This window comes from Tenacibaculum sp. SDUM215027 (assembly GCF_050566205.1).
Taxonomy (GTDB): domain Bacteria; phylum Bacteroidota; class Bacteroidia; order Flavobacteriales; family Flavobacteriaceae; genus Polaribacter.
In genome coordinates this window covers 452,859-472,662 of record NZ_JBNXUE010000001.1, presented here as the reverse complement: position 1 = coordinate 472,662, position 19,804 = coordinate 452,859, and the positions used below count along the sequence as shown (strand labels likewise).

The following is a 19,804-nucleotide window of genomic DNA, read 5'->3' as shown; positions in this document are numbered from 1 at the left end:
ATAAATCAATCAGTATGTACAATTTAATTGGAGCAGGATTAATCGTTATCGGAGGAGGATTAGGATTAGGTAAAATTGGTGGTAGTGCAATGGAAGCTATCGCACGTCAACCAGAAGCAGCTAATAAAATCCAAACAGCGATGATCATTATCGGAGCATTATTAGAAGGATTAGCATTTGGTGCTTTAATCTTAGGAAAATAATTCCGAAACAAAACAGAAGTAAAACATTTTCCTGTGACGATTGGTCGCAGGAAATGTTTTCAAATTAAACAAAAAACAAACAGTAAAAAGATTAAATTTCAGATACAATGGATCAGTTAATAAATGATTTTTCTCCAGGGCTATTTGCTATGCAAACATTAATATTAGTAATCTTACTAGTTTTATTGTTCAAATTTGCATGGAAACCAATTATGGCTGCTTTAACAGAGCGTGAAGAAGGTATTCAAAATGCATTAGATCAAGCAGAAAATGCTCGTAAAGAAATGCAAAATTTGCATGCAGATAACGAACGTTTATTAAAAGAAGCAAGAGCTGAGAGAGATGCGATGATGAAAGAAGCTCGTGAGATTAAAGATAAAATCATTGCTGATGCAAAGCAAGAAGCTGAAGAGCAAACTTCTACTATGGTAGAGAATGCAAAGGCTACTATTAAGCAAGAGCAACAAGCAGCAATTGCTGAGTTAAAGAAAAAGGTAGGAGACTTATCTATCGAAATAGCTCAGAAAGTTGTAAGAAAAGAATTAGCTTCACAAGATGATCAATTAAGGCTTGTGGAAGGAATGTTAGAAGAGGTTATTTTAAACTAATCAGCAGATGAAAGAAGCAAGAGCAGCATTACGTTACGCAAAGGCAGTTTTAAATTTAGCTAAAGATTCAGGAAGCGAAACTTTAGTAAACGATAACATGAAGTTAATCGTTGATACAATTGCTGGAAGTGCTGATTTAGATGTTATGCTTAGAAGCCCTGTAATTAAAGCTGCAGATAAACGTAAAGTTTTAAATGCACTTTTTGGTGATAAAGTAGATAACATAGTAAAAGGGTTATTTAATTTATTAGAGGAAAATAAGCGTATGGTAATGTTAGAGTCTATTGCTAAGCAATATGCCGTTATATACGATTACCACAAGAACATTAACGTTGCTAAAGTTACCACAGCAGTAGCTTTAACAAAAGAATTAGAAGATAAAATACAAGCTAAAATTGTAGCCCTTACAGGAAACAATGCAAGTATTGAAAATATAGTAAATCCTGATATTTTAGGAGGATTTATCTTACGTGTTGGAGATGTGCAGTATGATGCAAGTATCTCGAACCAATTTAATGAGTTAAGGAGAGAGTTTGACAAGAGTCATTACATTCCAAAAATTTAATTATACATCAAAAGAAATAAGATGGCAGCAATTAAACCAGCTGAAGTATCAGCAATTTTAAAGGAACAATTAACAAATTTTGAGTCTAAGGCTTCATTAAACGAAGTAGGGACTGTATTACAAGTAGGTGATGGTATTGCACGTGTTTATGGATTATCTAACGTACAATACGGAGAATTAGTTGAATTCGATAATGGATTAGAAGGTATCGTATTAAACTTAGAAGAAGATAATGCAGGTGTTGTATTATTAGGGGCTTCTACTTCAGTAAGAGAAGGATCTACTGTAAAACGTACAGAAAGAATTGCTTCTTTAAAAGCTGGAGAAGGAATCGTAGGACGTGTTGTAAATACATTAGGGCAACCAATTGATGGTAAAGGACCAATTCAAGGTGAAACTTTTGAAATGCCTTTAGAACGTAAAGCACCAGGGGTTATTTTCCGTGAGCCTGTAACTGAGCCTATGCAAACAGGTATCAAGTCTATCGATGCAATGATTCCAGTTGGTCGTGGTCAACGTGAATTAATCATTGGAGACCGTCAAACAGGTAAGTCAACTGTTGCTATTGATACTATCTTAAATCAAAAAGAATTTTATGATGCAGGACAACCAGTGTACTGTATCTACGTAGCTATCGGTCAAAAAGCTTCAACAGTAGCAGCTATTGCTAACATGTTAGAAGAAAAAGGAGCGTTAGCATATACAACTATTGTTGCTGCAAATGCATCTGACCCTGCACCAATGCAGGTATATGCACCATTCGCAGGAGCTGCAATTGGAGAATATTTCCGTGATACTGGTAGACCAGCTTTAATTGTTTATGATGATTTATCTAAACAAGCTGTTGCTTATCGTGAAATTTCATTATTATTAAGAAGACCACCGGGACGTGAAGCATATCCTGGAGATGTATTCTACTTACATTCAAGATTATTAGAGCGTGCTGCAAAAGTTATCAATGATGACAAAATTGCAAGTGAAATGAATGATTTACCAAATTCTTTAAAAGGAATTGTTAAAGGTGGAGGTTCTTTAACTGCATTACCAATTATTGAAACACAAGCAGGAGACGTTTCGGCATATATTCCAACAAACGTAATTTCGATTACAGATGGTCAGATTTTCTTAGAGTCAGATTTATTCAACTCAGGGGTTCGTCCAGCGATTAACGTAGGTATCTCGGTATCACGTGTAGGAGGAAATGCTCAGATTAAATCAATGAAAAAAGTATCAGGTACTTTAAAATTAGATCAAGCTCAATATCGTGAATTAGAAGCTTTCGCTAAGTTTGGTTCTGATTTAGATTCTGCTACCTTAAATGTAATTGAAAAAGGTAAGCGTAACGTTGAAATCTTAAAGCAAGCTCAAAACGACCCTTATACTGTGGAAGATCAGGTGGCTATCATCTATGCAGGTTCTAAAAACTTGTTAAAAGATGTACCTGTAAACAAGGTGAAAGAATTTGAAAAAGATTATTTAGAGTATTTAAATGCTAAGCACAGAGATACTTTAGATACTTTAAAAGCAGGAAAGTTAACTGATGAAGTAATTGATACTTTAAGAGACGCTGCTAAAGAAGTTTCAGTTAAATTTTCAGCTTAATAAAAGACTTTAGTATTGAGTATTGAGATGAAACTTCTCAATACTCAGTGCTCAATACTAAATACTACAAAGTATGGCAAACTTAAAAGAAATACGTAACAGAATTACTTCGATTAAATCAACAATGCAGATTACGTCTGCCATGAAAATGGTGTCGGCTGCAAAGTTGAAAAAAGCTCAAGATGCAATTACAGCAATGCGCCCGTATTCATCTAAGCTTACCGAATTATTACAAAACTTAAGTGCTACATTAGATAGTGATGCAGGTGGAGTGTATTCAACAGAAAGAGAAGTAAACAAAGTATTGTTAGTTACTATTACCTCTAACAGAGGTTTATGTGGAGGTTTTAACTCGTCTATTATTAAAGAAACAGTTAAAACAATCAATAAGAAATACAATGCTGCTGCTGTTGATTTATTAACAATTGGTAAAAAAGGAAATGACATTTTATCAAAAGAGTACACAGTTATTGAAAATAGAAGTAATATTTTTGATGACTTAACTTTTGACAATGTTGCCGAAATAGCTGAACAGTTAATGGATTTATATGTAGATGGATCTTACGATAAAATAGAGATTATTTACAATAGGTTTAAAAATGCGGCAACGCAAATACCTCAAGTAGAACAGTTCTTACCAATTCAACCAATTGAAGGAGATGAGAATGTAAATTCAGATTACATTTTTGAACCGTCTAAAGAAGAGATTATTTTAGAATTAATTCCTAAGTCATTAAAAACGCAATTATACAAGGCAATTCGTGATTCATTTGCTGCCGAACACGGTGCTCGTATGACTGCAATGCACAAAGCAACTGATAATGCAACGGAATTACGTGATGATTTATTATTAACGTATAACAAAGCACGTCAAGCTGCAATTACGAATGAGATTTTAGAAATCGTTGGTGGAGCAGAAGCATTGAACAACTAGAAAAATATTTTCAATCATATAAAAAAGCCAAAACTTATTTAAGTTTTGGCTTTTTTCCTTTTTTAAGAATCACTATTTTCGAATTAAAATTTATAGCTATGAAAAAATTATTAAAAGCAACGATGTTTTTATTTATTCTGTTTTTAACAGATCTTTCTATTTCTCAAGAAAAAAAAGATAACGATCAAAACAATGAAAAAGCAACTAATTTAACTGAAGAAATTACAGAAGACATCCCTTTCGTTATAATTGAAGAGGTTCCTGTTTTCCCAGGTTGTGAAAAATCTTTACAAAAAAGAAGATGTTTTAATTTAAAGTTAAATAAACATGTTACAAGGAAATTTAATGATAAAATTATAGACTGTTTAGAAGAAAAAGAAGTTTATAATGAAGAAAGCAAGGTTTATGAGAAACGTTGTGTTAGTGTTCTTAGCTCAGGAAAAAAAAGAATTTATCTTCAATTTAAAATAGGTAAGACAGGAGAGGTAGAGGATATTAAAGTTAGGGCACCACATCCAAAACTCAAAGAAGAAGGTATAAGAATACTAAAATTATTACCTCAGATGAAACCAGGATTTCAAGAAGGTGAACCTGTAAGAGTTGGTTATACATTACCAATCACATTTAACGTTGAGTAACTTATAAAAAGAAAAGCGAACCAATTTGGTTCGCTTTTTTTATTAATCTAATCCTACTCAAAGTCTGATGAGAGGTAATAGTTTTCTATCGTAACTGGGTATAAATCATTTTCAAAAAACTGATTCATAATTCTTGTGGTAACAGGACTAATTCCAGTATTTACTCCATCTACTTCATGAGGGTATGTCATATTTGAAGAATGATTGTAGCCAATAGTATGTCCTATTTCATGTGCTGTTATAAAACCAGTTTCTTTACGAATATAATCTCTTAGCACATGTTCAGCTACACCAAAGGTTGCACCACCACCTAAACCAGAAACATTAACAACCTTACCACAGTTATAGCGTGTTTTGTTTAAAATAATGTTATAAGCTCCTTTTTTTTCGTTTTCTGTTAAAGCAGTTGTGCCATCATTTCCTATAATGTTTTCATTAATAAATTCATTTTTAAAATTATCAGAAGCAAAAACAACACCAAGGTTAATTATTAACCCTGTGAATCTACGGATGTCTTTTGGAGTAATATCCTCAGCCCAATTGTTATCTGGATTGTTGTCTGTATCAAAATCGTGGTATTTTATCGTCCATTTTAGTTTATGTAAACTTTTAAGTTTTTGGATAATTTCGTTATCACCAGTAAAATCAAAAACAATATTACTAGGGTCTATACCTGTATCTTTAAAAGTTGAAAGATCAACTTCTTGATTACTGGTATTTAAAAATAAAGAAGAATTATCTATAAAAGGATAGTTAATTTCTTGCTTACCATGAGCTCTAATTTTATCGATTTTAAACAACTTAATAGGTTTATGAAAACCTTCTGTCTCAATCGTAGCTGTAATAGTGATATCTTCTATATCTATTGGCGCAAAATTAGCGACTTCAATAGTTTTATTGTCAACGGGTTTAACTCTTATTACTTTACTAATTTCATACATACGAGACTCTGAAGTCATTATTTCTTGTGACTCTCCGTCTTGAAACATCAAGCTAGAATTGGTTTCAGAATCAAAAGAATAAGTTTTAAGCTCAACGTTAGGGATACTTTCTTTACCACTACATGAAAGGAATAAAAAAATAGAACAAATTAAAGTTTTAAATAATAGTTTCATTTTTGAAAAATTTGGGGGTTATTTTTCGCGAATATAAACCTTACAAATCATTAGTTTCTGAAAGTTCAACAAAACAACTTCAAATTTATTTTACCAAGTGTCATTTAAATATTAATTAAGTAAATCAAGTAGAAACCAAACTGTTGTTAGTTCTAGGCTTTTTAGAATTGTTTTTGACTAAGTATAGATAAACCATTAGTGGTATTAATCCGTGAGGAAGTCTATATATTGTTAAGTATAAATACTGATGCATAATACTTAAAGAAAAACCATAATGAAAGCCACTAAGAATTCTTGCAAAAGCAGTTACAATACCCCAAAAGCATGCATATAGCAAGGCTGCTTTTGAAAGTTTAGGAATAAATATAGCGATAGCAATAATGAAATCTAAAACACCAGCTACAAATAATAGGTTTTTAGCCATTTCTTCTTGTACAGGTAGTATGTTTAAGGTCATGGTAACAAAATTACCTGGTAACGGATAAAAAACACCAATAGCGTACATTCCGTGACAAGTAAAAGCCAATGCAATAAAAACTTTTAAGTAAAAAATCAAGAGAGATATGTTTTTATGTCTTAAGAAATATAACAAAGCAACAGGCACTCCAAATTGAATGGTGTGCTCAAAAAACATTATAAGGTGATAAAATTTATCTTTTGTAATCATTAAAGCTAAAAAAACTAAACTTACTGCGCCTAACTTTAAAATATTACGCATCCACTTTTTTGAGTTTTCATTTATTAAAATTGAAATAACAGCACAAACTAGATATAAAACACCAATGCTTTTGGTAAGAAATTGTATAGCATGGTCGGTGTTTAGGTTGGTAACATACGATTGCCAAGTAGTGTCAAAAACAAAACTAATTACAGGTTCTAACAATAGTTGATCCCAGAAGAAACTTCTGTATGGAGCATCCCAAAATAAGTGCTGATAAGCTCTACCAAAAAAAATAAAAAAGGAACTAATTTTTAAGAACTGGAGAAGGGTTTTGTTATTCATAAGTAAGGTTTAAACAAAAGTAAAAATAGGGGGTATGTAGTTTGTTAAAATAAGATTAGTAAACCATAAAAATATAGTTAGGTGAATGTTAACCAGATTATTATATGATTATTTTTAATAAAAATAACCTATTAAATTGAAAGGGAAAAAATATATTTGTGTAACTAACTATTAAACTTTAAAGTCCCTCACAATGAAAAAAATTATTTTAACACTGTTATTATTAGCAGCTCTTAGTACTTATGCCTCTAATGATAAGTACCGATTAATCATCACAGACAATCCGGCAACAACCATTATGATTGGCTGGAATCAAATTTCAGGATCTAACCCAGTTGTATACTACGGAACCAGTGATAATGGAACTAATTGGTCAAGTTACCCAAGTTCTAAATCTGTAGATCGTTCAGTTTCTTATAAAGGAATGAGTAACACCTTTGCTAAATTAACTGGATTAAGCCCCAATACCAACTATTATTTTGTAATTAAAGACAGCGAAGGAGTAAGCAGTCGCTTCTGGTTTAAAACAGCACCTAGCACTAACGATAAAATGTCATTTATTGCTGGAGGTGATTCAAGAAACAATAGAACACCAAGAAGAGATGCTAATTTATTAGTTTCTAAATTGAAGCCTACCGCTGTGTTTTTTGGAGGAGATATGACGAACGGAGATTCAAGCTCTGAATGGCAAGATTGGTTTAACGATTGGCAATATACGACTGCAAATGACGGAAGAATGTTTCCTATTGTACCAACGCGAGGAAATCACGAAGGTTCAAATAGTAGTATTTATAACCTGTTTAATGTTCCTTCAACAAGTGTTTATTACGACATAACTTTTGGAAATAACTTATATACAATTTATACGTTAAATTCAGAAATTTCAGCTGGAGGAACTCAGTATACATGGTTAAGTCAAAAGTTGAATGCAAATAATTCTATTTGGAAATCAGCTCAATATCACAAACCTATGCGTCCACATGTATCATCAAAATCAGAAGGAAATGATGAGTATTCAAGTTGGTCTCAATTGTTTTATGATAAAGGCGTGAATTTAGTATTTGAATCAGATTCTCATACAGTAAAAACAACATGGCCAGTAAAACCGTGTTCTAGTGGAAGTAATTGTGACGAAGGTTTTGTTAGAGATGATGCTAATGGAACTATATACGTAGGAGAAGGCTGCTGGGGAGCACCTTTACGTTCATCTAATGATTCAAAAAACTGGACGAGAAATGCGAGTACATTTAATCAGTTTAAATGGATTTTTGTTGAAGAATCTAAAATTGAAGTTAGAACTATTAAGGTAGATAATGCTAATAGTGTAGGTTCAGTTTCAAATCAAAATCCATTCACAATACCATCGAATTTAGATATATGGAATCCATCTAATGGAAGTGTAGTAACAATTATAAGTAGTAATGTTAGCTACCCAGAAGTTGCAATTACAAGCCCATTATCAGGGTCGTCACATACAGTAAACACTCCAGTAACAATTTCCGCTACAGCAAATGATAGTGATGGAACAATTTCAAGTGTTAAGTTTTATGTAAATAATACTTTAGTAGGTACAGATACAAGTGCTCCTTACTCTTATAATTGGACACCTTCAATTGATAACCAATCATATACTATTAAAGTAAAGGCTACAGATAATGACGGATACGAAACTACTTCTGAAGAGGTTTCAGTTTTTGTAGGAAATGTTTCTAAGACGGTTACATCAACAATTAATAGTACAAATGATGATGCTGAACAATATGAGTCGTCTGGAACGATGTATATGAATAGTTCTGATTTAGAATTAGTTTATGATGGAAGCTCGAAAGGAAATCAGCATATAGGATTATTATTTAGAAATTTAAACGTACCAGCTGATGCTACGATTACAGATGCATACATACAATTTACTACAGATGAAACAAATTCAGGAAGCACATCATTAGCAATAAAGATTCAAGATTCATCAAACGCACCAGACATTACTTCTCAAAGCTATAATATAACGTCAAGGAGTTATTATAGTCAATCAGTTGCTTGGAATCCTAGTTCGTGGAGTTCAGTTGGAGCCTCGGGGACAGCACAAAGAACACCAGATTTAAAATCACTGGTACAATATGTTGTGAACAAATCTAATTGGGCAACTGGTAATTCAATGATGTTTTATATTTCTGGAACAGGAGAACGAACAGCAGAATCGTACGATGGAACTAGTGCGAGTGCACCAAAATTAGTAGTTACTTATAGCACTGGAAATCCCGATAATGGAGATGGAGGAGGAGAAACTCCAGAATGTGAGGATGTAAACGTAACAATTACCTTTGATAAGTATTCTTCAGAAACTTCATGGACTTTAAAGAACTCTAATGGAGAAACGGTAATGAGTGGGGGAGATTATTCACAAGGAAATGGAGAAACAATAACTGTATCTAAATGCTTACTAGTGGGTTGTTATGACTTTACAATTAATGATACATATGGTGATGGCATTTGCTGTAGTTATGGAAGCGGTTCGTATGAAATAACTAATAATAATGGCGACGTATTAGCTTCAGGAGGAAGCTTTGGGTCTTCGGAGACTAAACAGGTTTGTTTGAATACCTCTGCAAAAGCACAATTAAGAAGCCAAAAAATAGAAGAAACAAATACCTCAGGAATGAGTATTTATCCAAATCCAGCTGTTGATAGGATTTATATTAAAGGAGGAAAAAATACAGTTTTGTGGATAGCAAAAATAATAGACGTATCAGGAAGAAAAGTAATAGAAGCACCTGTAATTAATAATTCGATAGATGTTTCCATAATTTCAAAAAACTCAATCTACATTGTTGAAATATATGATGAATTAGGACAAAAGAAACTTTCTGAAAAAATAATTTTGAAATAGAAGTTTTTTAATAGTTGAAAAGGTGAAATACTAATAGTATTTCACCTTTTTTATAATAAATTTTGAATTGTTTTTCTAATAGAAGCAGCATCTATTTCACAAACCTCTTGTAACTGCTGAATAGTTCCATGATGGATAAACTCATCAGGAATTCCTAATAGTTTAATTTTTCCTTGATAGTTTACTTCGGAAGCATATTCTAAAATTTCACTTCCAAATCCACCTTTAATAGTGCCATCTTCAACAGTGATAATAGTGTCAAATTTTTTGAAAATAGTGTCTAAAAGTTGTTTGTCTAAAGGTTTTACAAAACGTAGGTCGTAATGTGCAGCAACCTTTTTATTTTCAAGCTGATTTATTGCTTCTGAGACATTATCAGCAATAGTTCCAATAGATAGCACTGCTGTTTGATTTCCTTCTTTTAAACAGGTTCCTTTTCCAATTTTAATTTTTTCAAAAGGAAGTTGCCATTGTTCTAATTTACCTTTTCCTCTTGGATATCTAATAGCTATCGGATGTTCAAGACCCTGTTGAGCGGTAAACATTATGTTACGTAGCTCTATTTCGTTACGAGGGGCAAATACAATTAAATTGGGTATGCAACGTAAATACGCTAAATCAAAAACTCCGTGATGTGTTGCTCCATCTTCACCTACTAACCCTGCTCTATCTAAGCAAAAAATGACAGGCAAGTTTTGCAAAGCAACATCGTGAATTATTTGGTCGTAAGCACGTTGTAAAAAGGTAGAATAGATATTACAAAAAGGAATTAGCCTTTGAGTTGCCATACCCGCAGCTAAGGTTACCGCATGTTGTTCAGCAATACCTACATCAAATGTTCTATCAGGAAATTCGTGCATCATGAACTTTAATGAGCTTCCTGTTAGCATTGCAGGAGTAATCCCCACAATTTTTTCGTTTTGTTGCGCTAGTTCAACAATGGTTTTCCCAAAAACATCTTGAAACTTAGTGTATTTGCTTTCTTCTTTGGGTAGCACATCTCCAGAAATTTTATCAAACTTCCCAGGAGCATGATATTTTACCTGATCTTGCTCAGCTTGTCGTAGTCCTTTACCTTTCGTGGTAATTACATGAAGAAATTTAGGCCCTTGTATATTCTTCAAGCGCTCTAATTCTGATAATAATTCACCAAAATTATGTCCGTCAATAGGCCCTGAATAGTCAAAATTTAATGCTTCAAAAATATTGTGCTGTTCAATCTCTAGTCGCGGAGCTTTTATTTTTGTCAAATAATCTTTCAATGCGCCTACCGATGGATCAATTCCAATTGCATTATCGTTTAAAATAACTAATAAATTTGCATTGGTGTCCCCTGCATGGTTTAAGGCTTCAAAAGCCATTCCGCTTGCGATAGAAGCATCTCCAATCACAGCAATATGATGTTTTTTTGCTCCTTGTAGTTTTGAAGCAATAGCCATTCCTAAAGCTGCTGAAATAGCAGTAGAGGAGTGCCCAACACCAAAGGTGTCGTATTCACTTTCTGAACGTTTAGGGAAACCAGAAATACCATCAAATTGTCGATTGGTATGAAAAGCGTCTTTTCTTCCTGTTAAAATTTTATGTCCGTAGGCTTGATGCCCTACATCCCAAACTAATAAATCGTTCGGGGTATCAAACATATAATGAAGCGCAATAGTCAATTCTACCACGCCTAAACTTGCGCCTAAATGCCCTTCTTTTGTGGCAACTATATCAATAATAAACTCACGCAATTCTTGGGCGAGCTGTGGTAATTCTTCTGATGTTAGCTTGCGCAAATCAGCAGGAATTTGAATGTTTTTCAAAAGGTCGTTCGACATATAGCAAAAGTACAAAAAGGTAGAGATTCCTAACTTTTTAGACCAAAAACTTTGTAGTTTTGTTGTATGAGCAAATTGTACTTGGTACCCACACCAATTGGGAATTTAGAAGACATTACGTTAAGAGCGCTTAAAGTCTTACAGGAAGTAGATTATATTTTGGCAGAAGACACGCGTACAAGCGGAAAACTACTGAAGCATTTTGATATTGCTACACCTATGCAATCGCATCATATGCACAACGAACACAAAACAGTGGATACTATTGTAAAACGTATACAAAGCGGTGAAACGTTTGCATTAATTTCCGATGCTGGAACTCCTGCAATTTCCGATCCTGGGTTTTTATTAACAAGAGCGTGCGTACAGCATGGTGTTGATGTAGAGTGTTTACCAGGAGCTACAGCTTTTGTGCCAGCTTTGGTGAATTCTGGGTTGCCGAATGACAAATTTGTTTTTGAAGGTTTTTTACCTGTAAAAAAGGGACGTCAAACACGATTAAAATTCTTGGCAGAAGAAACTCGTACGATGATTTTTTATGAGAGTCCACACAAGTTATTGAAAACACTCGCAAATTTTGCAGAGTATTTTGGAGAGGATAGACAAATATCGGTTTCTAGAGAACTGACAAAATTGTTTGAAGAAACCAAACGAGGAAGTGTAAAAGAAGTGCTAGCATATTATACTGAAAAACCAGCTAAAGGTGAAATCGTGGTTGTAGTTGATGGGAAAAAGTAGTTTTATGCACGTTGATTTGTTGAAGGGTTTAAATGTTTGTTTTTAAGAGTTAACCAGTTTGTATTCTGAATAGTGTTTTTCTAATAGTTTTTCTGCCTTTTTAGGAACGACTACTAAACTTACATATCCAATAATAAAAGCCAATGTTGTTGCTACTGCAATAATTATACTGGTTAATGTACTTAAGTTTTCATATGAGTTTGGGATTAAAAACTGAAACACATAGAATAATACAAGCACAATATTCCCATGGCCTTGTGTTTCAATGATATCCTCTAGCATCCATTTTTTTCCTGTTTTTTTAAATTTAGCGTTTAGCATTTTTCTTTTTTTAAATATTACAATAAATTCAATTATTAAAATGGTAAAGAAAAATCCAGGGAATAAATATTGTGCAAAAGGAAATTGTAAAAGAAGATAAAAACAATAAAGCATTGTTATTGTTAATACTATTTTAGGAACAGAAAACCATTCTTTTACGAAACCTAAAATGATTTTAAAGTACTTTTTATTCATTTGACCTTGCTTTTGTTTTACAACATCCATGAAACCAAATACGCCAAATTTTTTAAACGATTTATCACGTGCTTGCTCAAAAGTAAGTGTTGGGTTTTCTTTCCAAATTTGTTCTATATAGTTAGCCAGATGGTCTACTAATTCGGTTTGTACATCGTAATGCTCTACATAATGTTGACGCGTAAACTTGTATAATTTTTTTATATGTTGGTCGGTTAATTTCATAGTGTTTAAGCTAAATTTTTAAAGCGTTTTTCAATCTTTGCTTTTTCATTCAGATAACACATAAAGACTAAAAAATTAATAATTAGAGCTGTAAAGCATTTATATAGAAGAAAAGGTGAATAATTACCTTCACTAAAAATAGGAGTAATTCCAGGAAAGTGAAAAGAGATAATGTAGTTAAACATTAAAATAGATGTATAAGAATGAATAATCTTAACGTCTCCAAACTTCTTTTTAAACTGATTAAATTTTATTGTAAAGTAAAAGAAAGTAAGAAAAAATGAAATAAAAACAACTTCACTTGTATATTTTAGACTGAACTTTTCTAGGAGGTTAATAGCAAATAAAAAGAGTAAAATAGATATAAAGTTAATAGGTTTTATAGACTCTTTGAAAACAGTAACTAGTGTTTTTTTGATATTCACCCAAAGAGACCTTCTTTTTTGCTTTTTATAGCTTTCGAAGTATTCCTTTTTTCTGCTAAACATATATTTTATGAAAGGAGTTTGAAAGCCATTATACTCAAAAAAAGTAGTAGTATCGTCAATGTTATTTTCAATTTCAGTAGCAATATGATCTACCATTTCAAAACGAATATCTATATATTCAATTCCTATTCCTTCTAAAAAAAGGTCTATTTTTTTAATTTGTTCTTTTGTTAATTCCATAGCTTATATTAAAACGTTTGGATATTGTCTTTTAACAGTTTGTTTATTTTGATAAAACACATATTCACTTGACCAGTAAAAAAGTAGTAATAAAACAAATACTCCTAAATGAATTAAATTATAATTATTATTAGTAAAACTTTGTTCGTTTCTGAAAGTAACACTACTATTAAAAAAGATAAAAATTAGGTTAATAAACTGTAAAAAAATATCAGATTTATTGAGTACTAAAAAATGTTCCTTTCGATTAAAGAGTTCCCTTTGATTACCAAATTCAATAGAAATACGAATTAACAACTGTGTAATAATTAAAAGACCAATACCAGAAAGTAAATCAAAGAAGTGCTCTTTGTTTTCAAAAAGACTCATTAGTTCTTTGAATATAAAAAAAAGAGCTATTGTAATTAATATTTTAGGTAGTTTTAAGAATGATTGAAGATGTAAAAAGGTAAGTTTATAAAAGCGCTTATGAACAGCCTTTGTTTTTGTTTTTAATAATTTTTTAAAACCTTGATCACCAAATTTTTTATGTTCTTCTATAATCGTTTTTTTAATGTCTAAATTTGGTTCATCAATTAGACGCTTTTCTAAAATTGAGGCAAAATGATCAATTAATTCTGTTTTTACATCATAAAACTTAATACCACATAAAGAAATGTAGTTATCAATCTCCTGTATTTGTTCTTTTGTTAATTCCATAGCGATATATTTTTATTCCAAATTTAACTTAGGGTTTACCAATTGTTGCATGGTGTTTAAAAATTCTTGCATTTCTGAGAGTCGGTTTACAGTTTCTTTGGAGCCATTTTCAGTAAGCTTATAATATTTACGTAAGCGATTTCCAACCTTAGCAACTTCAACATCTAACAGTCCTTCCGCTTCTAGTTTATGTAGAGCAGGATACAAAGCACCTTCTGTGATTTTTAACTCTCCTTTGGTAAGTTCTTTTACTTTTTGAGTAATTTCATATCCGTACATTTTATCATTTTGAGCTAATAGTTTCAAAATAATAGTTTGTAGTGACCCTTTGTATAGTTTTTGGTTTCCCATGATTATGAGTTTTCTTATGCCTAAGAATTTTAGGTATACAAATATACATAATTTCCTTATGTATAAAACTCTTATGTATATTTTTTATAAAAACCCTAACTTTTCTTCTTCTTGAGTTTCTTATTTTTGTAGCTCTTTAAAAAGAATAGATGTCTACATTTCATAAACTACGCATAGAAAAAATAATAAAAGAAACTGCTGATGCTGTTTCTATTTTATTTGCTATTCCAGCAGAATTAAAAGAAGCCTATACTTTTATTGCTGGACAATATATTACCATAAAAGCTACTCTAGATGATAGGGAAATAAGAAGAGCATATTCTATATGTGCTTCACCTAATAGTAATCAGATTAAGGTTGCGGTAAAAGCCGTTGATCATGGAACATTTTCAACCTATGCAACAACGAAACTAAAAGAAGATACTTTTTTAGAGGTTTCTGAACCAGAAGGAAAGTTTATTTTAGAGCCACAGGCAGATAAAAATTATATTGCATTTGCTGCAGGAAGCGGGATTACACCTGTTTTATCAATGGTAAAAACGGTACTAGAAAACGAATCGACTTCAACAATAACACTAGTTTTTGGAAATAAAAAAGCTGAGAGCACGATTTTTTATGAAGAATTAAATGAGCTAGTAGAACAATATCCTACTCGATTTAACTTGCACTATGTGTTCAGTCAAGAGGTTAGAACAAACAGTAAATTAGGTAGAATTGATAAAGGACATGTAAATTATTTTGTAAAGAATATTCATAAAGATGTTTCTTTTAACTCAGCATACTTGTGTGGACCTGAAGGAATGATTCAAACGATTTCTGACACACTTCAAGAGAATGGATTTGACGAAGAAAAGATTTATTTTGAATTATTTACTGCAAGTATTTCAGAAGAAGAGGCGCAATTACATATTCCAGATGGAAAATCGGAAGTAAAAGTATTGTTAGATGATGAAGAGCATACTTTTATGATGGAAAAAACCGATACTATTTTGGCAGCTTCTTTACGTAATAAACTCGACGCTCCATACTCATGTCAAGGAGGAGTTTGCAGCAGTTGTATAGGAAAAGTGACGGAAGGAAAAGCGGTGATGACTAAAAATTCTATTTTAACGGATGATGAATTAGAAGAAGGTTTGGTGCTTACTTGTCAAGCACATCCAACAACACAGAAAATAGTGATAGACTTTGATGATGTTTAGGTAAAAGTGTAACTTTATAGGATGGATTTTTACGACTTTAAAAACGCATTTTTTGTAGGTGTTTTCATGGCCTTTATGATTGGGCCTGTATTTTTTATGCTAATTAAAACCAGTATTTTAAAAGGTGCTCGAGCAGCTATTGCTTTTGATATAGGGGTGATTTTAGGAGATATTTCTTTTATGTTAATAGCCTATTTTGGGAGTAGAAGTCTACTAGAAAAAATAAAAGATGATCCGCGTTTGTTTCTTATTGGCGGGCTGGTACTTATTGTTTATGGGTTAATTACTTACTTAGATAAAAACAATAAAAAAGAAGCAAAAGCCCCTGATGTGACGTTGCCAGAAAGTAATAATTATTTAAAACTACTATTTAAAGGTTTTTTCTTAAACTTTATAAATATAGGAGTATTAGCTTTTTGGTTAGGTTTAATTGTGGTTATAGGACCTACGTATGATATGAACCCGAAGTATTTAGTTTGGTATTTTGGAACTGTAATAGCTGGTTATGCTATTACTGATTTAGGGAAAATATTACTTGCTAAACAGCTAAAAAGTAAGTTGACACCATTAGTTATTTACCGAATAAAACGAGGAATGGGGGTGTTATTAATCGTTTTTGGAGCTGTGTTAATGCTAAAAGGATTTATTCCTGAAAGTAAGATTGATAATCTGATTGAGAAAGTAGAATCAATCGATTAGAATCCAATGATCATTTTTGCTATCCAAAAGTAGATTAAAATTCCAAAAATATCGTTACTCGTTGTAATGAAAGGACCAGTTGCAATTGCAGGATCAATACCTCTCTTATCTAAAAACAAAGGAATAAAAGTACCTACCAAACCAGCTACTATAATAACAGCAAATAAAGAGATTGAGATAGCAGAAGCTATAATCATATCTGACTTCCAAGCCCAAATAAAGAAGAACAAAATAATAGCTAAAACAAGCCCGTTAACAGCCGCTAGAGACATTTCTTTAAGTAAGCGATTGGAAACACTCCCTTTTACATCATCATTCGCTAACCCTTGTACAATAATTGCTGATGATTGTACTCCAACGTTACCTGCCATAGCGGCAATAAGAGGAGTAAACATAAAAAGAATAGCATTTTCTTCTAAAGCACCTTCAAAAAAGCCCATAATTCTTGCTGCCCCAATACCTCCAATTAAACCTAAGAACAACCATGGTAACCGTGCTCTAGTTAATTGTAAGATGCTATCTTCAGAGTCAACGTCTTGGGTAATACCCGCTGCTAATTGGTAATCTTTCTCAGCCTCTTCTTTAATTACATCAACAATATCATCAATGGTAATTCTACCTACCAAAACGCCTAATTCATCTACCACAGGAATGGCTTCTAAATCGTATTTGCGCATGATATTAGCTACATCTTCTGCTTCATCATTTACATGTACAAAATCTACTTGTGGAATATAAACGTCTGAAATTTTAGCACGGGTAGACGCCATTAATAAATCTTTTAAAGACAAACGTCCTTTTAATTTACCTTCATCATCTACTACATAAATAGAATGAACTCTAGTAACTTCTTCTGCCTGCTGACGCATTTTTTTTACACAGGTAAGTACATTCCAGTTTTCATTTACTTTCACAAGCTCTTTTGCCATTAAACCACCAGCAGAATCTTCATCATAACGTAGTAATTCTACAATTTCTTTGGCATGTTCACGGTCTTCAATTTTCCGAATAACGTCTTGTTTTCGTTCTTCAGGAAGTTCTGCAATAACATCGGCAGCATCATCGGTATCAAGCTCATTAACTTCTTCGGCAATTTCTTTGGCAGACAGCTGTTCAAAAACTTTTTCACGAACTTCTTCATCAACTTCCATTAATACATCCGAAGTTGTTTCACTATCTAATAAGCGGATAATATATACAGCTTCTTCAAAAGCCAGTTCATCTAAAACTTCAGCAATATCGGCGTAGTGAATGTCTGAAAAAACCTCAGAAAGAGCTGTGTCTTTTTGATTTTTAATCAGTTCTTGTACGTTTTCTAATAAGTCTTTAGTGATTTCTAATGCCATCGTTTGCAATTTTGCTCGATAATCGAGATTTGAATATTCCGAAATCTAATTCAAAAAGAAGACTTATTTTAAATAAAATAAGCTCTTAACTATTGATTTGAGCTATTTTTTGTGTCAACTCAATGAATTTTTGTACCGATAATTGTTCGGGACGCATCGCAAATATAGGGTCTTCTTTTAAGGTATCCGAAAGATTAAAAGATTTTAAACTTGAACGCAACATTTTTCTTCGTTGATTGAAAGCAGTCTTTACCACTCTAAAGAATAATTTTTCATCAACAGGAAGGGTGTAGTTTTCTTTTCTGATAAGTCTAATAACCCCAGAATCAACTTTTGGCGGTGGATTGAAGACCGAAGGAGGTACAGTAAATAAGTATTCAGCATCGTAAAAAGCTTGTGTTAATACTGATAAAATTCCGTAGGTTTTACTCCCTTCTTTTTCGGCAATTCGTTGGGCAACTTCCTTTTGAAACATTCCTGAAAATTCAGGAACAAATTCACGATTTTCAATTGCTTTAAAAACAATTTGAGAAGAGATATTGTATGGGAAATTCCCAATGATAGCAACTTGTTGTTTGTCAAATATTTCAGTAAAGTTCTTTTTTAAAAAATCACCTTCAATAATGGTAAACTTCTCTTTTGAAGTATTTAATTTAAAATGTTCAACAGGAAAGGTTTCTTGTAAATAGGTTACTGACTCAGAATCTAACTCCATCACCGTAACTTTTGGTTTTTTCTCTAACAAATACTTTGTTAAAACTCCCATACCAGGACCAATTTCCAATACGTTATCATATCCGTTTTCGGTTAACGAATCAGCTATTTTTTTCGCGATGTTTTCATCGTTTAAAAAATGTTGTCCTAAGTGTTTTTTTGCTCTTACGGTCATGTTATTTAATTTTCAAATAAATTAATGGTGTAATCTAAAAGTTTTACGTCGCCACTATTTCCATGCCCAGGGATAACAGTTTTTATATTAGGGTAACTTTGTTTAATTTTTCTTACAGTTGATGACCAATCGTTGGTGTTAGCATCATTTAAATTTCCTTTTGAAGCATTTAGGGTTTTGATTAAACACCCCCCAAAAAGAACATTGTCATTAGGAAAGTAAGCAACAATATTGTCTTTAGTATGTCCCTCACCAAAAAAACGAGCAATCACCTTTTTATCACCTACAAAAAAATCTTTTTCTTTATCAAAGGAGTTTTGTGGTAAACTATAATTAGTCTTATCGATTAACTCTGTCGTTAGTAAATTAGCATATGAGGAAATATCTTTTTTGTGAAACTCAGGTAAACCACCAATACAATCTACATGAAAATGAGTAGGAACAATTGCTTTGATATTGCATTTTAAGGAATCTTTCACCCATTTAATAAGTTCTTCAGATGCTTTCGTCGTCGTTGGTGTATCAAAAATGATAGCTTCACCTTTATCAACCACAATCATTCCGTTACAAGGAACATTCCCAAACTCTTCTGTTTTTAAAAATGAAGTATGTCTGTATGAGTTAGGTGACACTTTTACAATTTCAATAGCTATCGAATTCTCTTTCTTTGTTCCATTCTTGCAATTGAAAAGGATTAAAGATAAAAATGAGAAAATAAGTATTTTTTTCATCGTTAATTGCTGTTTACTACAGGAAAAAATTCATTTACAACTTTTAACTCAGTACGGAAGGCTAACATTTTATCAGCAAATTTTTTCATACCGTCATTACGTAGTTTTTCTGCACTATACTTATAGTAATTATCTAAATCTTCACGTGTTTTTGCAGTATATTGAATAGAGTAGGTAATTCCACCCATTTCTTCTTCAACCAATACCTGTGTCATTTTAGCACTTAAAAAATGTCCTGTTGCTAACACTTCTGGTATATGGCTTTCTATCCAAGTTAGCCACTCGGCCTGTATACTCTCGTCTATATTTATTGTTACGTTGTATATGTACATAGTTTTAATGATTTAATGAGTCTATGAAAATGTAGC

General features: G+C 32.3%; 21 protein-coding genes. 10 read left to right on the top strand and 11 right to left on the bottom strand.

Going from position 1 to position 19,804, the window contains the following annotated elements; all coding sequences use genetic code 11:
- Window positions 1-14: 14 nt before the first annotated feature.
- From ACQYZ7_RS02205 to ACQYZ7_RS02180, 6 genes are all read left to right on the top strand, one after another.
- Window positions 15-203: a hypothetical protein gene (locus ACQYZ7_RS02205; RefSeq protein ID WP_099215024.1), complete on the top strand. Its 189-nt coding sequence runs from the start codon at window positions 15-17 to the stop codon at window positions 201-203.
- A gap of 107 nt (window positions 204-310) precedes the next feature.
- Window positions 311-811: a F0F1 ATP synthase subunit B gene (locus tag ACQYZ7_RS02200; RefSeq protein WP_430728165.1), complete on the top strand. Its 501-nt coding sequence runs from the start codon at window positions 311-313 to the stop codon at window positions 809-811.
- Window positions 812-818: 7 nt separating this feature from the next.
- Window positions 819-1,376 (top strand): ATP synthase F1 subunit delta, encoded by a 558-nt coding sequence (gene atpH, locus ACQYZ7_RS02195; protein ID WP_430728164.1) that lies wholly within the window; start codon window positions 819-821, stop codon window positions 1,374-1,376.
- A 21-nt stretch (window positions 1,377-1,397) separates the two neighbouring features.
- A complete protein-coding gene (gene atpA, locus ACQYZ7_RS02190; protein WP_430728163.1) occupies window positions 1,398-2,978 on the top strand; it encodes a F0F1 ATP synthase subunit alpha in 1,581 nt (526 codons plus the stop codon).
- 73 nt (window positions 2,979-3,051) lie between these two features.
- The gene (gene atpG / locus ACQYZ7_RS02185; protein WP_430728162.1) at window positions 3,052-3,912 is read left to right on the top strand and encodes an ATP synthase F1 subunit gamma; all 861 of its coding nucleotides are present in this window, start codon (window positions 3,052-3,054) and stop codon (window positions 3,910-3,912) included.
- A 98-nt stretch (window positions 3,913-4,010) separates the two neighbouring features.
- Entirely contained in the window at window positions 4,011-4,550 is a 540-nt protein-coding gene (locus ACQYZ7_RS02180) for an energy transducer TonB (protein WP_430728161.1), read from the top strand.
- A 53-nt stretch (window positions 4,551-4,603) separates the two neighbouring features.
- Here the strand turns inward: ACQYZ7_RS02180 and ACQYZ7_RS02175 are convergent, their stop codons facing one another.
- Together ACQYZ7_RS02175 and ACQYZ7_RS02170 are read right to left on the bottom strand one after the other, a co-directional pair.
- On the bottom strand, window positions 4,604-5,665 hold the full coding sequence (locus ACQYZ7_RS02175) for a hypothetical protein (protein WP_430728160.1): 1,062 nt from the start codon (window positions 5,663-5,665) through the stop codon (window positions 4,604-4,606).
- Between the two features lie 124 nt (window positions 5,666-5,789).
- Complete coding sequence (locus tag ACQYZ7_RS02170) at window positions 5,790-6,668, bottom strand: hypothetical protein (protein WP_430728159.1); 879 nt, start codon at window positions 6,666-6,668, stop codon at window positions 5,790-5,792.
- 193 nt (window positions 6,669-6,861) lie between these two features.
- Here ACQYZ7_RS02170 and ACQYZ7_RS02165 point away from each other — a divergent pair, with 193 nt between their 5' ends.
- Window positions 6,862-9,555, top strand: a complete 2,694-nt coding sequence (locus ACQYZ7_RS02165) for an Ig-like domain-containing protein (RefSeq protein ID WP_430728158.1) — start codon at window positions 6,862-6,864, stop codon at window positions 9,553-9,555.
- Window positions 9,556-9,605: 50 nt separating this feature from the next.
- Here ACQYZ7_RS02165 and ACQYZ7_RS02160 read toward each other — a convergent pair whose 3' ends face one another.
- On the bottom strand, window positions 9,606-11,375 hold the full coding sequence (locus tag ACQYZ7_RS02160; RefSeq protein ID WP_430728157.1) for a 1-deoxy-D-xylulose-5-phosphate synthase: 1,770 nt from the start codon (window positions 11,373-11,375) through the stop codon (window positions 9,606-9,608).
- A gap of 66 nt (window positions 11,376-11,441) precedes the next feature.
- Here ACQYZ7_RS02160 and rsmI point away from each other — a divergent pair, with 66 nt between their 5' ends.
- Entirely contained in the window at window positions 11,442-12,113 is a 672-nt protein-coding gene (gene rsmI / locus ACQYZ7_RS02155; protein WP_430728156.1) for a 16S rRNA (cytidine(1402)-2'-O)-methyltransferase, read from the top strand.
- A gap of 42 nt (window positions 12,114-12,155) precedes the next feature.
- Here the strand turns inward: rsmI and ACQYZ7_RS02150 are convergent, their stop codons facing one another.
- From ACQYZ7_RS02150 to ACQYZ7_RS02135, 4 genes are read right to left on the bottom strand one after another with little or no spacing between them, the layout of a single operon-like run.
- Window positions 12,156-12,854: a hypothetical protein gene (locus tag ACQYZ7_RS02150; RefSeq protein WP_430728155.1), complete on the bottom strand. Its 699-nt coding sequence runs from the start codon at window positions 12,852-12,854 to the stop codon at window positions 12,156-12,158.
- A gap of 5 nt (window positions 12,855-12,859) precedes the next feature.
- The gene (locus ACQYZ7_RS02145) at window positions 12,860-13,522 is read right to left on the bottom strand and encodes a hypothetical protein (protein ID WP_430728154.1); all 663 of its coding nucleotides are present in this window, start codon (window positions 13,520-13,522) and stop codon (window positions 12,860-12,862) included.
- A 3-nt stretch (window positions 13,523-13,525) separates the two neighbouring features.
- The gene (locus ACQYZ7_RS02140) at window positions 13,526-14,221 is read right to left on the bottom strand and encodes a hypothetical protein (protein WP_430728153.1); all 696 of its coding nucleotides are present in this window, start codon (window positions 14,219-14,221) and stop codon (window positions 13,526-13,528) included.
- Between the two features lie 12 nt (window positions 14,222-14,233).
- Window positions 14,234-14,572, bottom strand: a complete 339-nt coding sequence (locus ACQYZ7_RS02135; RefSeq protein ID WP_430728152.1) for a PadR family transcriptional regulator — start codon at window positions 14,570-14,572, stop codon at window positions 14,234-14,236.
- Window positions 14,573-14,721: 149 nt separating this feature from the next.
- Between ACQYZ7_RS02135 and ACQYZ7_RS02130 the strand changes: the two genes are divergently transcribed.
- Together ACQYZ7_RS02130 and ACQYZ7_RS02125 are read left to right on the top strand one after the other, a co-directional pair.
- Window positions 14,722-15,771 carry a 2Fe-2S iron-sulfur cluster-binding protein gene (locus ACQYZ7_RS02130; RefSeq protein WP_430728151.1) on the top strand — a complete coding sequence of 350 codons (1,050 nt, stop codon included), beginning with the start codon at window positions 14,722-14,724 and terminating at the stop codon, window positions 15,769-15,771.
- Between the two features lie 21 nt (window positions 15,772-15,792).
- A complete protein-coding gene (locus ACQYZ7_RS02125) occupies window positions 15,793-16,470 on the top strand; it encodes a LysE family translocator (RefSeq protein ID WP_430728150.1) in 678 nt (225 codons plus the stop codon).
- Here the strand turns inward: ACQYZ7_RS02125 and mgtE are convergent.
- The 4 genes from mgtE to ACQYZ7_RS02105 form a co-directional block, all read right to left on the bottom strand.
- The gene (gene mgtE, locus ACQYZ7_RS02120) at window positions 16,467-17,816 is read right to left on the bottom strand and encodes a magnesium transporter (RefSeq protein ID WP_430728149.1); all 1,350 of its coding nucleotides are present in this window, start codon (window positions 17,814-17,816) and stop codon (window positions 16,467-16,469) included. The two genes, ACQYZ7_RS02125 and mgtE, sit on opposite strands and share 4 nt — an antisense overlap.
- Window positions 17,817-17,901: 85 nt before the next feature.
- Window positions 17,902-18,705 (bottom strand): 16S rRNA (adenine(1518)-N(6)/adenine(1519)-N(6))-dimethyltransferase RsmA, encoded by an 804-nt coding sequence (gene rsmA, locus ACQYZ7_RS02115; RefSeq protein WP_430728148.1) that lies wholly within the window; start codon window positions 18,703-18,705, stop codon window positions 17,902-17,904.
- Window positions 18,706-18,710: 5 nt separating this feature from the next.
- Window positions 18,711-19,436 carry a subclass B1 metallo-beta-lactamase gene (gene bla, locus ACQYZ7_RS02110; protein WP_430728147.1) on the bottom strand — a complete coding sequence of 242 codons (726 nt, stop codon included), beginning with the start codon at window positions 19,434-19,436 and terminating at the stop codon, window positions 18,711-18,713.
- A 2-nt stretch (window positions 19,437-19,438) separates the two neighbouring features.
- A complete protein-coding gene (locus ACQYZ7_RS02105; protein WP_430728146.1) occupies window positions 19,439-19,768 on the bottom strand; it encodes a DUF4286 family protein in 330 nt (109 codons plus the stop codon).
- Window positions 19,769-19,804 lie beyond the last annotated feature (36 nt).